Annotated in this window: 13 protein-coding genes; 6 read left to right on the top strand and 7 right to left on the bottom strand. The window is 70.4% G+C overall.

Annotated elements, in window-relative coordinates:
- Positions 1-42 precede the first annotated feature (42 nt).
- The 5 genes from ACYVKR_RS04780 to ACYVKR_RS04800 all read left to right on the top strand — a co-directional run bounded on the left by ACYVKR_RS04780 (position 43) and on the right by ACYVKR_RS04800 (position 5,211).
- Positions 43-744, top strand: coding sequence for a response regulator transcription factor (locus ACYVKR_RS04780; protein ID WP_460479658.1), 702 nt, complete (start codon positions 43-45; stop codon positions 742-744).
- Between the two features lie 4 nt (positions 745-748).
- The gene (locus ACYVKR_RS04785; RefSeq protein WP_460479659.1) at positions 749-2,734 is read left to right on the top strand and encodes a sensor histidine kinase; all 1,986 of its coding nucleotides are present in this window, start codon (positions 749-751) and stop codon (positions 2,732-2,734) included.
- A 118-nt stretch (positions 2,735-2,852) separates the two neighbouring features.
- Positions 2,853-3,635, top strand: coding sequence for an IclR family transcriptional regulator (locus tag ACYVKR_RS04790; protein WP_460479660.1), 783 nt, complete (start codon positions 2,853-2,855; stop codon positions 3,633-3,635).
- A 30-nt stretch (positions 3,636-3,665) separates the two neighbouring features.
- Entirely contained in the window at positions 3,666-4,769 is a 1,104-nt protein-coding gene (locus tag ACYVKR_RS04795; RefSeq protein ID WP_460479661.1) for a CaiB/BaiF CoA transferase family protein, read from the top strand.
- A 118-nt stretch (positions 4,770-4,887) separates the two neighbouring features.
- Positions 4,888-5,211, top strand: coding sequence for a hypothetical protein (locus ACYVKR_RS04800; RefSeq protein ID WP_460479662.1), 324 nt, complete (start codon positions 4,888-4,890; stop codon positions 5,209-5,211).
- 118 nt (positions 5,212-5,329) lie between these two features.
- Here ACYVKR_RS04800 and ACYVKR_RS04805 read toward each other — a convergent pair whose 3' ends face one another.
- The 7 genes from ACYVKR_RS04805 to ACYVKR_RS04835 form a co-directional block, all read right to left on the bottom strand.
- Positions 5,330-6,127 (bottom strand): enoyl-CoA hydratase/isomerase family protein, encoded by a 798-nt coding sequence (locus tag ACYVKR_RS04805; protein WP_460479663.1) that lies wholly within the window; start codon positions 6,125-6,127, stop codon positions 5,330-5,332.
- Positions 6,124-6,927, bottom strand: a complete 804-nt coding sequence (locus ACYVKR_RS04810; RefSeq protein WP_460479664.1) for an SDR family oxidoreductase — start codon at positions 6,925-6,927, stop codon at positions 6,124-6,126. Before ACYVKR_RS04810 ends, ACYVKR_RS04805 begins: the two co-directional genes overlap by 4 nt.
- Positions 6,928-6,960: 33 nt before the next feature.
- On the bottom strand, positions 6,961-8,625 hold the full coding sequence (locus tag ACYVKR_RS04815; protein WP_460479665.1) for a long-chain-fatty-acid--CoA ligase: 1,665 nt from the start codon (positions 8,623-8,625) through the stop codon (positions 6,961-6,963).
- 4 nt (positions 8,626-8,629) lie between these two features.
- Entirely contained in the window at positions 8,630-9,568 is a 939-nt protein-coding gene (locus ACYVKR_RS04820) for a Bug family tripartite tricarboxylate transporter substrate binding protein (protein WP_460480073.1), read from the bottom strand.
- Between the two features lie 160 nt (positions 9,569-9,728).
- The gene (locus ACYVKR_RS04825; RefSeq protein ID WP_460479666.1) at positions 9,729-10,493 is read right to left on the bottom strand and encodes a crotonase/enoyl-CoA hydratase family protein; all 765 of its coding nucleotides are present in this window, start codon (positions 10,491-10,493) and stop codon (positions 9,729-9,731) included.
- Between the two features lie 145 nt (positions 10,494-10,638).
- A complete protein-coding gene (locus ACYVKR_RS04830) occupies positions 10,639-11,418 on the bottom strand; it encodes a Rossmann-fold NAD(P)-binding domain-containing protein (RefSeq protein ID WP_460479667.1) in 780 nt (259 codons plus the stop codon).
- Positions 11,419-11,499: 81 nt separating this feature from the next.
- The gene (locus ACYVKR_RS04835) at positions 11,500-12,681 is read right to left on the bottom strand and encodes a thiolase family protein (protein ID WP_460479668.1); all 1,182 of its coding nucleotides are present in this window, start codon (positions 12,679-12,681) and stop codon (positions 11,500-11,502) included.
- Between the two features lie 178 nt (positions 12,682-12,859).
- Here ACYVKR_RS04835 and ACYVKR_RS04840 point away from each other — a divergent pair, with 178 nt between their 5' ends.
- Complete coding sequence (locus ACYVKR_RS04840; protein WP_460479669.1) at positions 12,860-14,413, top strand: AMP-binding protein; 1,554 nt, start codon at positions 12,860-12,862, stop codon at positions 14,411-14,413.
- The last annotated feature ends 429 nt before the right edge of the window (positions 14,414-14,842 follow it).

The following is a 14,842-nucleotide window of genomic DNA, read 5'->3' on the forward strand; positions in this document are numbered from 1 at the left end:
CATGACGCCGCCCGCCGTTTGCGGGCAAGATGCTGTCCGACCATGCCCGAAGCCACCGACACCGCCAGCCCACCGCCCGCCATCCGCCTGGCCATGGTCGAGGACGACGCCGCCTGCCGCCTGGCCGTGGTGCGCGCCGTGGCGGCGGCCGAGGGGCTGGCCATGGTCTGGGCCGCGGCCAGCCGCGCCGAGGCGCTGGCGCAGCTGCGCTCGCAATCGCCCGGGGCGGTGCTGGACGTGCTGCTGGTGGACCTGGGCCTGCCCGACGGCTCGGGGCTGGACGTGATCGCCGCGGCCCGCGCGGCGCAGCCGGCGTGCGCGGTGATGGTGAGCACCATCTTCGGCGACGAGGAGAACGTGCTGCGCTCCATCGAGGCCGGGGCCATGGGCTACCTGCTCAAGGACCTGAGCGCGCAGGCGCTGGTGGACGAGATCCGCAGCCTGCACGCGGGCGGCAGCCCGATCAATCCCATGGTGGCGCGCAAGCTGCTGCTGCGCGGCGCGGTGGGAGCCGCCCCGCCGCCGGCGCCGGCGGCCGACGGCCCGCTGCTGTCGGCGCGCGAGGCCGAGGTGCTGCGCCTGGTGGCGCGCGGCTACACGGTGGACGAGGTGGCCGGCGCGCTGGGCGTGTCGCGCCACACGGTGCGCACCTTCGTGCGCCGCATCTACGCCAAGCTGCAGGTGGGCAACCGCGCCGAGGCCGTGCGCGAGGGCGCACGCCAGGGGTGGCTGCATGAGGGCTGATGGTTTGAAGCGAAATCGGCCTCTATCGCTCATCCAGCAAGCGCTGGTAGCTATTGTTTTTATATTCTTCGCCGGCCTGCTGCCGGCGGCTGCGCAGACCCATGTGACCGCCGCCCAGGCCTGGCCCTCGCCCAGCACCGCCTGGATGCCGCCGCAGGCGCTGGATGCCGAGGCGCTGGACGCGGCCGACCGCGCGGTGCTCGATGCCGCCACGCCGTGGCAGCCGGTGGCGCTGCCCCATGCCCGCCCGCGCGCGCCCTGGGGCGGCCTGGGCCAGCCGCTGCGCGTGGATGTGCCCGAGGTGCTGTGGTACCGCATGGAGCTGCCCGCCGAGGCGCTGGAGACCATGGCCGAGGGCGTGCGCCTGTACCTCCCGCGCTGGCATACCGTGGGCACGCTGGCGGTGTACGTGGGTGGGCGGCTGGCCTGGCAGTCCGGCGGCGGGGACGGCGACCGGCTGTGGAACGGCTTCAACCACCCGGTGTGGATCGACCTGGGCGGCCTGGCCCGGGCGGGCGCGCCGGCGCAGGTGCATGTGCGCATGGCCAGCCTGCCGGGCGTGGGCGGCATGCTGTCGTCGCTGTGGGCCGGGCCGGCGCAGGAACTGCTGCCGTCGCTGCGCTGGCGCACCTTCTGGCAGACCAGCCTGGTGTCGTACTGGCGGGCGGGTTTCCTGATGCTCAGCCTGTTCGCGCTGGCGCTGTGGTTCAAGTACCGGCGCAGCCGGCGCGATGAGGTGCGGCTGTTCCTGCTGTTCTTCGTGATGTCGGCCTGCCAGTCGGTGGGGGCGCTGCTGTTCCTGGTGGACGACGAGGGCCTGGACGTGGACTTCGCCTGGTTCTCGTGGCTTACGCTGGTGGCGTTGCTGGCGGCGCTGGTGTGCATGTTCCACTTCCTGTGCCGGGTGCAGGGCCAGCGCTGGCCGCGCCTGGGCCGGGCGCTGCCGCTGTACCTGGTCGTGGTCGCGCTGGTCACGCTGCCGCCGTGGTGGACGGCCTACATGGCGGTGCTGCCGCTCTTGCGCCTGCTGCTGGCGCCGGCGGTGCTGGCGCTGCTGGTCGCCGTGGCCGTGGGCGCGTGGCGGCTGCGCAGCCCGAGCAGCCTGATGCTGGCCGTGTGGGCGGCGATGGTGCCGCCCATCGGCCTGCACGACATGGCGATGCAGAGCTACCGCTTCGATGTGGAGGGCGTCTTCCTCTCGCCCTACGTGAGCGTGGGCCTGTTCATGCTGTTCCTGGTCATCGTCTTCACGCGCTACAGCCGCGCGCAGGACCTGGCCGCGCGCGCCCATGCCACGCTGGCCGAGCGCCTGGCCGCGCAGGAGCGCGAGCTGCTGCAGGCCCACGAGCGGCTGCGCCTGGCCGAGCGCGAGCAGACGCTGCTGCACGAGCGCCAGCGCCTGATGCGCGAGATGCACGACGGCGTGGGCTCGTCGCTGATCAGCGCGCTGCGCCTGGTGGAGGAGGCTCCCGCCGAGACGGTGGACGTGGCGCAGATGCTGCGCGAGTGCATCGACGACCTCAAGCTCTCCATCGATTCGCTCGAACCGGTGCATGCCGACCTGCTGGCGCTGCTGGCGGCGCTGCGCTTTCGGCTGGCGCCGCGGCTCGAAGGCGCGGGGCTGGCGCTGCGCTGGCAGGTGAGCGACCTGCCGCCGCTGCCCTGGCTGGATGCGCAGAGCGCGCTGCACGTGCTGCGCATCCTGCAGGAGGTGCTGACCAATATCGTCAAGCACAGCGGAGCCGATGAAATCGCGGTGGCGACCGGCGAGGCGCCGCGCGGCGGCGTGCCTGGCGTGCAGGTCTGGGTGCGCGACAACGGCCGCCCATTCGCGCCGCCCACGCCCGACGCGCTGACGCCCGGCCGCCGCGGCCTGGGCAATGTGCGCAGCCGTGCGCAGGCGCTGGGCGCGCACTGCGGCTGGCGGCCGGCGCCGGGCTGGGGCACGGAGTTCACGCTGTGGCTGCCGCTGCGCAAGCCACCGCCCTAGCCAGGTGCGCATTGGGGTTTGCCGCAGGCATGGAGGCCGCGTGATCGGCGAAATCCTTGGTTAAACTAATGAAAATCGAGACCATTGTCTCGACATCATTTGATAACCAGAGGGATTCATGAACCCGGAAGCCGATGGAAAACTGGTCAGCGCCCTGGTGCGCGGCGTGTCCATTCTTCGCTGCTTTTCCAACAAATGCCAGGAGCTGAGCGGCAAGGAACTGATGGAGATGACCGGGCTGCCCAAGCCCACGCTGTTCCGGCTGACCGAGACGCTGTGCGAGCTGGGCCTGCTGCGCTATTCGGAGCGGCTGTCCAAGTACGTGCCCGGCGTGGCCCTGCTCAACCTCTCGTCGCCGGTGCTGGCGCGCATGGCGCTGCGCCAGTTCGCGCGGCCGCAGATGCAGGCGCTGGCGGACTTCACCGAGGGGCAGGTGCAGCTGGCGGTGGGTTTTCGGCGCGAGCTGTGCCTGGTCGAGCAGGCCAACAGCCTGGGCAACCCGATCTTCCGCCCCGAGGTGGGCGTGCGCTCCTCGCTGTCGCGCACGGCCTCGGGCCGGGCCTACCTGCTGGCGCTGCCGAAGGAGGAGCGCGAGGCCTACCTGCAGGACCTGCGCCTGGCCGACCCGCAGCGCGCCGACCTGCTGGAGCAGCGCCTGCAGGATGCGCGCCGCGACCTGGCCGACCATGGCTTTTGCCGTAGCCACGGCGACCTGCACCGCGAGCTGCAGTCCATCGCCGTGCCCATGTCGCAGCCGCTCGACGGCGAGCTATGGGTGTTCGCGCTCACGCTGCCTATCTACAGCCCGCTGTGCAGCAGGCTCGAAACCGAGGTCGGCCCGCGCCTGCTGACGCTAGTGCGCGCCGCCGAGAGCGTGCTGGGCTCGTCGGGCCTGGCATGAACCCGTTCTGAAACCATTCAAGGAGCAAGCATGAAAGTTCTGGACAGCGTCCGGGTGTTGGAGATTGGCGGCCTGGGCCCTGGCCCGTTCTGCGCCATGCACCTGGCCGACCTGGGCGCCGACGTGATCTCGGTGGTGCGCGAGGCGCCCGAGCAGGCGCCCACCGGCAGCATCCTCAACCGCGGCAAGCGCTCGGTGTTCGCCGACCTCAAGACCGAGGAGGGCCGGCAGCTCGTGCTGTCGCTGGTGGCCGATGCCGACGCGCTGATCGAGGGCATGCGCCCCGGCGTGATGGAGCGCCTGGGCCTGGGCCCCGAGGAGTGCCAGCGCATCAACCCGCGCCTGGTCTACGGCCGCATGACTGGCTGGGGCCAGACCGGCCCGCTGGCGCCGCGCGCCGGCCACGACACCAACTACGCCGCGCTGTCGGGCGCGCTGTGGGGCAGCAGCCCGGCCGGCGCGCGGCCGGTGTCGCCCTTCGCCGTGCTGGGCGACATCGCCGGCGGCGCCATGTATTTGATGACCGGCCTGCTGTCGGGCATCGTGCAGGCGCGGGCCACTGGCAAGGGCACGGTGGTGGATGCGGCCATCGTCGACGGCGCGGCCCACATGCTGAACCTGATGCTCAGCGCGCGCCAGCGCGGCATCGTCGCCGACGAGCGCGGCCAGAGCATCCACGACAGCTCGCCGTTCTACGACACCTATGTCTGCGCCGACGGCCACCACATCACCATCGGCGCGATCGAGCCGCAGTTCTACGCGCTGCTGCTGGCCACGCTGGGTCTGCAGGCCGATGCCGACTTCGCCGGCCCGCAGTGGGACCGGGCCGCGTGGCCCGTGCGCCGCGCGCGCCTGGCCGCCGTGTTCCTGGCGCAGCCGCGCGCGCACTGGCAGGCGCTGCTGGAGCCCACCGATGTGTGCTTCGGCGCGGTGCTCAGCCCGCTCGAAGCCTCGCAGCACCCGCACATGCAAGCGCGCGGCGTCTACACCGAGCACCAGGGCGCGCTGCAGGCCGTGCCCGCGCCGCGCTTCGACGGCGCGGCCTATGCGCCCGGCGAGCTGTGCGCCTCGGGCGCGCACACCGAGCAGGTGTTCGACGGGCTGGGCGAGGGCGGCGTGTGGCGGCGGCGCTGATGTCTGCTATGGATAGGTGAGCTGCTGGCGCTCAATCATCAAGGGTTTTCAATGCTTTTGTATTTGAAATGCTTCAATAGCAAGCGCCAGAAGCTCTTTTTTATATAGCATTCCAGCCATGAGCATCGTCGTCTACTACCTGCACAACCCCGGCGCCGAAGGCGAGCCGCCGCACTGGCAGCCGCAGTGCATTCCCTACACCGACCAGCAGATGGGCGAGGCGCTGGCGCAGTGCCAGCGGCTGCGCGGCGATCCGCGCAACATGCACGTGGTCATCTCGTCCGAGCTGCGCGACATGGTCGGCCCGGTGGGCGTGGCCGCCGTCGAGGACGGCCAGACGCCCGACGGCCAGGCCTACGACTGGAGCAAGGCCGGCCGCGCCGGCGCCAGCCGCCGCAACGCGCAGGAGCCGCCGAAGACCCGCAAAGACATGGACCGCTGATTCCATTCCTCCATCCATCGATTACTTTGTCGGCTTCGCTTGCCGTACGGTTTGTACTGTCTGCGCTTCGCCTTCGCGTACTCGATGGATGGAGAAATGGAATGGACTTGCAGGCGCGTTAGTCGGCTTGCGGCCACTGGAACGGCGCGGGCTGCTTGTCCAGAAAGCACTGCACCGCGTGGCGGTGCTCGGCCGTGCCCATGGCCAGCGCCTGGGCGTTGGCCTCCTGCTCCAGCAGCGAGGGCAGGTCGTTCGCGGCCAGCGCGAGCGAGCGCTTGATCAGGCTCAGCGCCACCGGCGAGGCGCCGACAAAGCTGCGCGCAATCGCCTGCGCACGGGCCTGCAGCGCCTCGGGCTCGACCAGCTCGGTGGCGATGCCCAGCCGCAGCGCTTCTTCGGCCGACACCTCGCGGCCCGACAGCATCAGCTCGCGCGCCCGCTGCACGCCGACCACGCGCGGCAGCGTGTAGAAGGCCGCGCAGTCGGGCACCACGCCGACGCGGATGAAGGACATGGCAAAGCGCGCTCGCGTGCTGGCAACGATGAAGTCCGCCGCCAGCGCCAGGCTGAAGCCGGCGCCGTAGGCCGCGCCATCGACGGCGGCGACCACCGGCTTGTCCAGCAGCATCAGATCCTTGAGCCAGTGGTGCAGGCTGGACAGGCGCTGGCGCCAGCCCGCGTTGTCCAGGCCCGAGGCGGCGATGTTGCCCAGGTCGCCGCCCGAGCAGAAATGCGGGCCCGAGCCGGTCAGCACCAGCGAGCGGATGGCGGCGTCGGTGGCCACGCGCTCCACCACCTCGGCCATCTCGACGCGCATCGCCGGGTCGAAGGCGTTGCGCTTGGCGGGGTTGTTGAAGGTCAGCGTGGCGACGCCGTCCTGCACCTCGAAGGCGATGCGTTCGTAGGTTTTGCTCATGCGGCGTCCCTGGGCACGTAGGACGAGCGCATGTCGCGGCCGCCGCGCAGGGCCGCGCCGCCGTCCACCGGCAGCACCGCGCCGGTGATGTAGGCGGCCTGCGGCGACGACAGGAACAGCGCCGCGTTCGCCACGTCGTCCAGCGTGCCCATGCGCTGCAGCGGCACGGTCTCGGTGGCGCGGCGCAGCGCCTCGGGCGAGGGCGCGAGGCGGCGCATGCCCTCGGTGTCGGCGATCGGGCCGGGCGAAATCGCGTTCACGCGCACGCCGACCTCGCCCCATTCCATGGCCATCACGCGCGTCATCATCTCGATGCCGGCCTTGGCGGCGCAGGCATGGACCTGGTACATGGTGGGGTTGACGCCCTGCGGCGCCGTGATGCTGATGATGCTGGCGCCGGGCTTCTTCAGCATCGGGTAGGCCAGGCGCAGCACGTGGAAGGTGCCGTTCAGGTCGATGTCGACCACGGTCTTGAAGCCGTTGGGCGACAGCTCGGCCGCAGGCGCGATGAAGTTGCCCGCCGCGCCCGAGATCAGCACGTCGATGTCGCCGAAGCGCTCGTGTGCCTGGCGCAGCGCGGCCTCCACGGCGGCCGGGTCGCGCACGTCGGCGCTGATGCCCAAAGCCTGGGCGCCCAGCGCCTGCAGGCCTTCGGCCGCCTGCTGCACCTTCTCGGGCGAGCGGCTCAGCACCACCACGTTGGCGCCGGCGCGCGCGAAGGCCTGGGCGATGCCCAGGTTGATGCCGCTGCTGCCGCCGGCCACGAAGACATGGCGGCCGGCAAAGGTGGGGTCGGACATGGTGTGTTTCTCTCTGCTGGTTGGAATGGGGGATCAGGGCCGGCTCTGGGCGGCTTCCTGCAGCGCGCGCCACTGGATCTTGCCGGTGGCCGACTTGGGCAGCTGCGCGGTGAACTCCACCTCGCGCGGCACCTTGTAGGCCGCCATCTGCTCGCGGCTCCAGGCGATGATGTCCTCGGCCGAGGCCTGGGCGCCGGGCTTGAGCACCACGACGGCCTTGACGGTCTCGCCGCGCCGGGCATCGGGCACGCCGATCACGCAGGCCTCGAGCACGGCGGGGTGGGCGTAGAGCAGGTTCTCGACCTCGGCCGGCCAGACCTTGTAGCCCGAGGCGTTGATCATGCGTTTCAGGCGGTCGCGCATGAAGTAGTAGCCGTCCTCGTCCACCGAGGCCAGGTCGCCGGTGCGAAAGTAGCGCCGGCCGTGGCGCTCGAAGAAGGCCTGGCGGTTGGCCTCGTCGTTGCGCCAGTAGCCCAGCATCACCTGCGGGCCGCTGGTCGCCAGCTCGCCGACCTGGCCCTGCGGCAGCTCCTGCAGGGTCTCGGGGTCGACGATCATCGAGTGCACGCCCTGCGTGGGCAGGCCCAGGCACTGGCGCTTGCCGTGCTGCAAGGGGTTGGCGTGCAGGAAGGCGGCGGTCTCGGACAGGCCGTAGGCCTCGTTGTAGGCCAGGCCGAAGCGCTCGGCCAGCATGGCCGACACGGCCTCGGGCATGGCCGCGCCGCCGCCCGAGAGCACGGCCAGGCTGGACAGGTCAAGCCGGTGCTGTTCGGCCTGGGCGAACAAATCGATCACCATGCTGGGCGGCGCGGACCAGACGCTGACGCGGTGGCGCTCGATCAGCCGCGCGGCCTGCAGTGCGTCCCAGCGCGGCATCATCACCACGGTGGCGCCGGTGACCATGGGCGAGTTCATGCCGGCCTGCATGCCCAGCATGTGGAACATGGGTGCCACGGCCAGGCACACGGCGTCGGACTGCGTGCCGCGCCAGATCTGCCCGGCCACCACCGGCGCCTGCAGCGTGCTGTGCGTGTGCATGCAGCCCTTGGGGTGGCCGGTGGTGCCCGAGGTGTAGGGGATGACGGCGAGGTCGTCCGGGCCGATGCTGCGCTCGCCGGGCGCGAGGCCCTGCGCGATGGCGTCGGCAAAGCCGTGGTAGTTGCCCGCGGGCAAGGCCGCGCGCGGCGCGGTCACCGCGTCGGGCAGCGCATCCGGCGGAGAGGCAGCCAGCAGGTCGCTGTAGGCGTGGACCAGCACGGCGTCGAGCAGGCCCTCGGCCACGGCGGGCTGCACCGAGGCCAGCAGCTCCTGCGCCGTGATGGCCACGCGCGCGCCGCTGTCGCCGGCGTAGTAGCGCAGCTCGTGGGCCGTGGTCATGGCGCTGACCGGCACCACCACGGCGCCAATGCGGAACAGCGCATAGCTGGCGATCACGAACTGCGGGCAGTTCTGGCTCTGCAGCAGCACGCGGTCGCCGGGCGCGATGCCCAGGCGCTGCTGGCAGTAGCCGGCCAGCGCCTCGACCTGGGCCAGCAGCTGCGCATAGCTGATGCCGGCGCCGCCGAAGATGATGGCCGGCTTGTCGGGAAAGCGGCGGGCGGCGACGTAGAGGTAGTCGTCCAGCGTGACGCGGGGCACGCGCAGCTCGCGCGCCACGCCCTTGGGCCAGAACGGGGAGGGCAGAGCGGAGTCGGCCATGGCGTCAGTCGAGCTGGAGTTTCTGGCTGCGGATCAGCTCGCCCCAGTCCTTGCGGTCGCGCTCCACCATCTGCGTGAACTGCTCGGCGGGCATGCCGCCGGGGCGCCCGCCCAGCTCGCGGTAGCGCTGGGCGACGGCCGGCTCGCGCAGCACGGCGATGAGGTTGTCGGTGAGCTTCTTGACGATCTCGGGCGGGGTCTTGGCGGGCACGAAGAAGCCCATCCAGCCCACCTTGTCGAAGTCCTTCATGCCCAGCTCGGTCATCGTGGGCACGTCGGGCAGCTCGGGCTCGCGCGTGGCGCCGGTCACGGCCAGTGGGCGCAGCTTGCCGTCCTTGATGTGGGCCAGCGACGCGGTGAGGTTGTCGAACATGAACTGGGTCTCGCCGCTGACGATGGCCATGGTGGCGGGCGCCGAGCCCTTGTAGGGCACGTGGACCACGTCGGTGCCGGTGCGCTCGCGGAACAGCTCGCCCATCAGGTGCGTGGTCTGGCCCACGCCGGCCGACGAGAACGAGAGCTTGCCGGGCTGCTGGCGCGCGGTGGCGATCAGCTCGTTCAGGCTCTTGATCGGCGACCTGGCCGGCACCACCAGCACGTTGGCGAACGAGATCATGTCGGTCAGCGCGATGAAGTCGCTGCTCTTGTAGCTGAGCTTCTGGTAGGCGGTGTAGTTGATGGCGTTGGAGCCGGTGTTGCCCACCAGTACGGTGTAGCCGTCGGGCTGGGCGCGCGCGACCAGGCCGGTGCCCAGCGAGCCGCCCGCGCCGGGCTTGTTGTCCACGACGATGGGCTGGCCCAGGCGCTCGCCCAGCCGCTGCGCCATGAAGCGCGCCGGCGTGTCGGTCGAGCCGCCGGCCGCGCCGGGGATGACGAAGGTGATGGGGCGCGTGGGCCAGGCGCCGTCGGCGAAGGCGGGCAAGGCTACGGGAAGGGCGGCCATGCCCAGCAGGGCGGCGCCCGCGAACTGGAGGGCGCGGCGGCGGTTGCGGATCTGCATCTCGGTCTCCTGGAGCGGGGCGGCTCTGCGGCCGCTTGCTTTGTTTGCTATTGAAAAAGTAGCTGTTTGCGCTTGATGGACGGGCGCTGGAGCCCGGTTTGGCTTAAATACCCTTCCACACCGGCTTGCGCTTCTCGGCAAAGGCGGCCGCGCCTTCGCGCGCATCCTGCGAGGTGAACACCGGCGTGGTGATGGCGGCCTGGCGCTCGAACATCTCGGCCTGCGGCCAGTCGGCCGACTCCTGCGCCACGCGCTTGCTGGCGATCAGCGCCAGCGGCCCGTTGGCGGCCACGGCCTGGGCCAGCTGCAGCGCCGCGTCCAGCGCCTGGCCGGGTTCGGTCAGGCGGTTGACCAGGCCGTGCGCGTGGGCGCGCTCGGCGCCGAGCATGTCGCCCGTGAGGATGCATTCCATGGCGATGTGGTACGGCAGGCGCTTGGGCAGGCGCAGCAGGCCGCCGGCCGCGGCAGCCAGGCCGCGCTTGACCTCGGGCAGGCCGAACTTGGCGGTGTTGGCGGCCACGATCAGGTCGCAGGCCAGCACCAGCTCGCAGCCGCCGGCCAGCGCGTAGCCTTCGACGGCGGCGATCAGCGGCTTTTGCGGGGGCTTTTGCGTGAGGCCGCAGAAGCCCCGGCCGGGGATGCTGGGGCGCTTGCCCTGCAGGAAGCCCTTGAGGTCCATGCCGGCGCAGAAGGTGCCGCCCGCGCCGGTGATGATGCCCACCTGCAGTGCGGGGTTGCGGTCCAGCTCGTCCAGCGCGGCCACCATGGCCTCGGCCATCTCCAGCGTCGCGGCGTTGCGCGCCTCGGGGTTGCTGAGCGTCATGATCTGCACGTTGTCGCGGACTTCGACCAGTACGGTGGATGCCATGGAATGCCTTTCGGGGAATGGATGAGTTGGGCCCTCTCCCGCGGGCGGGAGAGGGTGGGGTGAGGGGGCTGTTTGGAGAGCCGTGTCTGCACAGGCGCCGCTGGCCCTCACCCCGGCCCTCTCCCAGAGGGAGAGGGAGGGAGCGTCAGCGAGGCTGCATGCGGATCGCGCCGTCGAGGCGGATGGTTTCGCCGTTCAGCATCGGGTTCTCAAGGATGTGCAGCGCCGTCATCGCATACTCCGACGGGCGGCCCAGGCGCGAGGGGTTGGGCACCGAGGCGCCCAGCGACTGGCGCACGTTCTCGGGCAGGCGCATCAAGAGCGGCGTCTCGAACAGGCCGGGGGCGATGGTGCAGACGCGGATCATCTTCGTGGCCAGGTCGCGCGCGGCGACGATGGTCATGCCGATCACGCCGGCCTTGGACGAGGCGTAGGGGATCTGGCCGATCTGGCCCTCGTAGCCCGCGACCGAGGCGGTGAGCACGCAGGCGCCGCGCTCGCCGTCGATGGGCTCATTCTTGGCCATGGCCACGGCCGACAGGCGCAGCACGTTGAAGCTGCCGATCAGGTTGACGCGGATGATGTTGGTGTACTTCTCGAGCGAGCCGGCGCTGCCGTCCTTCTCGATCAGGCGCAGCGGGCCGCCGATGCCGGCGCAGTGCACCAGCGCGCGGAAGTTGCCGAAGGCCTCGGCCGCCTCGATGGCCTTCGCCACCTGGGCTTCGTCGGACACGTCGGCCTTCACGTAGCGCAACCGGCCCTGGTTTCCGCCCTGGTATCGCTGCTCCATCGCCGTGCCGCGCTCGTCGTTCAGGTCGATGGCGACCACGTTCAGGCCGCGCTCCAGCAGCGAGATGGCCGTGGCTTCGCCCAGGCCCGATACGCCGCCGGTCACGATGGCGGTCATTCCTTTTTGCAGTTGCATGATTTCTCCTGTTTTTGGGCTCTGGCGCTTGTCTGTCAAGCGCCAGCAGCTATGGTTTTTGAATGGTGTGGCAGGCCGCGCTCAGCGCAGCACTTCGATGATGGTGGCATTGGCCATGCCGCCGGCCTCGCACATCGACTGCAGGCCGTAGCGCTCGCCGCTGTCTTCCAGCGCGTGCAGCATGGTGGTCATCAGGCGGATGCCCGAGGCGCCCAGCGGGTGACCCAGCGCAATCGCGCCGCCGCGCGGGTTCAGGCGCTCGCCGTCGGCGCCCAGCTCCTTCTGCCAGGCCATGGGCACCGAGGCAAAGGCCTCGTTGATCTCGTAGTGGGCGATGTCGTCGAGCTTCATGCCGGCCTTGGCCAGCGCGCGCTGCGATGCGGGGATGGGCGCGGTCAGCATGTACAGCGGGTCGTCGCCGCAGACGTCGAAGGCCACGAAGCGGGCGCGCGGGCGCAGGCCCAGTTGCTGGGCGCGCTGCTCGCTCATGATGAGCATGGCGCTGGCGCCGTCGGTCATCTGCGAGGCGTTGCCGGCCGTGGTGCTCCAGCCGATCTGCGGGAAGCGCGCCGACAGCTCGTCGTTCTGGAACACGGCCTTGAGGCCGGCGAGCTTCTCGACCGTGGTGCTGGCGCGGATGGTTTCGTCGGCGGTGACGCGGCCGTTCGGCGTATCGATGCCGACGATCTCGCGCTCGAAGCGGCCGGCCGACTGCGCGGCATGGGCGCGCTGGTGCGAGCGGGCGGCGTAGGTGTCGAGTTCGGTGCGCGACAGGCCCCACTTGGCGGCCACCAGGTCGGCCGAGACGCCCTGGCCGACCAGGCCGGGCGCGTAGCGCGCATCGAAGCGCGCGCCGGTGGTGTTGTGGCCCATGCGCGAGGTGCCCATGGGCACGCGGCTCATCGACTCGACGCCGCAGGCGATCACGATGTCCTGCGTGCCCGCCATGATGGCCTGGGCCGCGAAGTGCACGGCCTGCTGGCTGGAGCCGCACTTGCGGTCGATGGTGGTGGAGGGCACGTGCGTGGGCAGGCCGGCGGCCAGCCAGGCCAGGCGGCCGGGCGTGCCCGACTGCTCGCTCACCTGGCTGACGCAGCCGCAGATCACGTCGTCCACGGTGCCGGGGTCAAGCTTGTTGCGGGCGATCAGCTGCTCTAGCACCTGCGAGAGCAGATCCACCGGATGGACCTGGGCGAGGGCGCCGTCGGATTTGGCCCTGGCCATGGGGCTGCGGATGGCGTCGACGATCACGGGATGGTTCATGAGGTTGCTCCATGTGTTTTATGAGACGGATGATCCATTAAATTTGAGTTTCCTCTGTTCGTATGTGTTTAACACCGTGTTTGCCCGCTGATTTTTGCCCGATATGTCTGAAAAAATCCAGTCGTGAAAATTTATTTTGAGACATTGATCTCGTAATTTTGAAACGCCAGGAGTGACGGTGACGGGTACGCAAGATTTTTTCGGCCGCGCGGCAGCGGCTCCCGAACGCGTGGTGCTGACCATGGCCGACAGCGGCCGGCAGTACACGGCCGGCGAGGTGGCCGGCCGTGCCGGGCAGGCGGCGCAGTGGCTGGCGGCCCAGGGCCTGCAGAGCGGCGACACCTTTGCGGTGCTGCTGGAGAACCGCATCGAGATCCTGGAGATCGTGTTCGCCGCCAAGCTGGCCGGGGTGTACGCGGCGGTGCTCAGCACCCACCTGACGCCGGCCGAGGTGGCCTACATCGTGCAGGACAGCGGCGCGCGCCTGGTGGTGGCTTCGGCCAAGACGCTGGCGCAGCTCGACGGGCTGCCGGGCCTGCCGCGCTTCACGGTGGACGAGGCCGCGCCCGGCGCGCCGTCCTTCCACGCCGCGGTGCAGGCGCAGGCCGGCGCGGCGGTCGACTTCGGCGGCCGGCCCGTGGGGCGCGACCTGCTGTATTCGTCGGGCACCACCGGGCGGCCCAAGGGCGTGCGCAAGCCCATGTGGCCGAGCGACTACCGCAACAGGCTCGACCCCGAGGTGCTGGTCACGGCGCACCACATGCACATGGACGAGCGCACCGTCTACCTGTCGCCCGCGCCGCTGTACCACGCGGCGCCGCTGCGCTACACGCTGCGCGCGCTCGACCTGGGCGGGCAGGCCGTCATCATGGGCCGCTTCGACGCCGAGCAGGCGCTGGCGCTGATCGAGCGCTACCGCGTGACGCACACCCAGTGGGTGCCGACCATGCTCAGCCGCCTGCTGCAGCTGCCGCCCGAAGTGAAGCAGCGCCACGACCTGTCCAGCCACCGCGTCGCCATCCATGCGGCAGCGCCATGCCCGGTGCCGCTCAAGCAGGCCATGCTCGACTGGTGGGGCGACATCCTGCTGGAGTACTACGCCGGCTCGGAAGGCTGCGGCACGACGATGATCACCTCGCCGGAGTGGCGCGAGCGCCCCGGCTCGGTGGGCCGCGCGATCTCGGGCCAGATCCGCATCATGGGCGACGACGGCCAGGAGCTGGCGCCCGGCGAGATCGGCCAGGTGTATTTCTCGGGCGGCGGCCAGTTCAGCTACCTGAACGACGAGGCCAAGACGCGCCAGGCCATCAACGACCAGGGCTGGGCCACCTATGGCGACATCGGCCATGTGGACGCAGACGGCTACCTCTTCCTGAGCGACCGCCGCGCGGACCTGATCCTGTCGGGCGGCGTGAACCTCTACCCGCAGGAGATCGAGAACGCGCTGTCGCGCCACCCTGCCGTGTACGACGTGGCGGTGGTCGGCGTGCCGCATGCCGATTTCGGCGAGCAGCCGATCGCGGCGGTGGTGCTGCAGCGAGGCACGCCCGCCACGCCGGAGACGGCGCAGGCCATCGCGGCCACGGCCGCCGAGGTGCTGGGCAAGATCAAGCGCCCGCAGCGCATGGTCTTCGTCGACAGCCTGCCCAAGCTCGAAACGGGCAAGCTGCTGCGGCGGGTGCTCAAGGAGCGTTATCGGGCGGAGCCGGAGGCTGGGTTTGCGTTGCGGTAGGCGAACAAGTTTTATGAGCTTGCTCCCAGTGTTTAAGGGCGGAGGCCGGGATGTCGTCCCGGCAGCCGACCTACTTTCTTTTGCTTCACCAAAAGAAAGTAGGCAAAGAAAAGGTGACCCTGCTGTCCGTGACCCCAGCGCCGCAGGCGCTGGGGCAACCTGTGATGCTCGGGCACGGGGCCTGCTGCGGAACTCGACTCCGCGCCCAAGGGCGCTCCGCTCAAACAACCGCAGCAAGTCAGTTCACGAAGCATGCGCGCTCCGACGCGCATGCGGCCCCGCGCCCTGTGCTTCTCGGCACGGACAGAAGGGAACCCAAACCGCCACGCGGGCCGTCGCGTTGCTCGGCCTTTTATGGGAGCCGAGCGCAGCGACGGCCCGAATGGTTTACCCACCCCTTCTGCCTGCGCCTGTGGCGTGGCGTTTGCG

The organism is Comamonas humi, assembly GCF_054782535.1.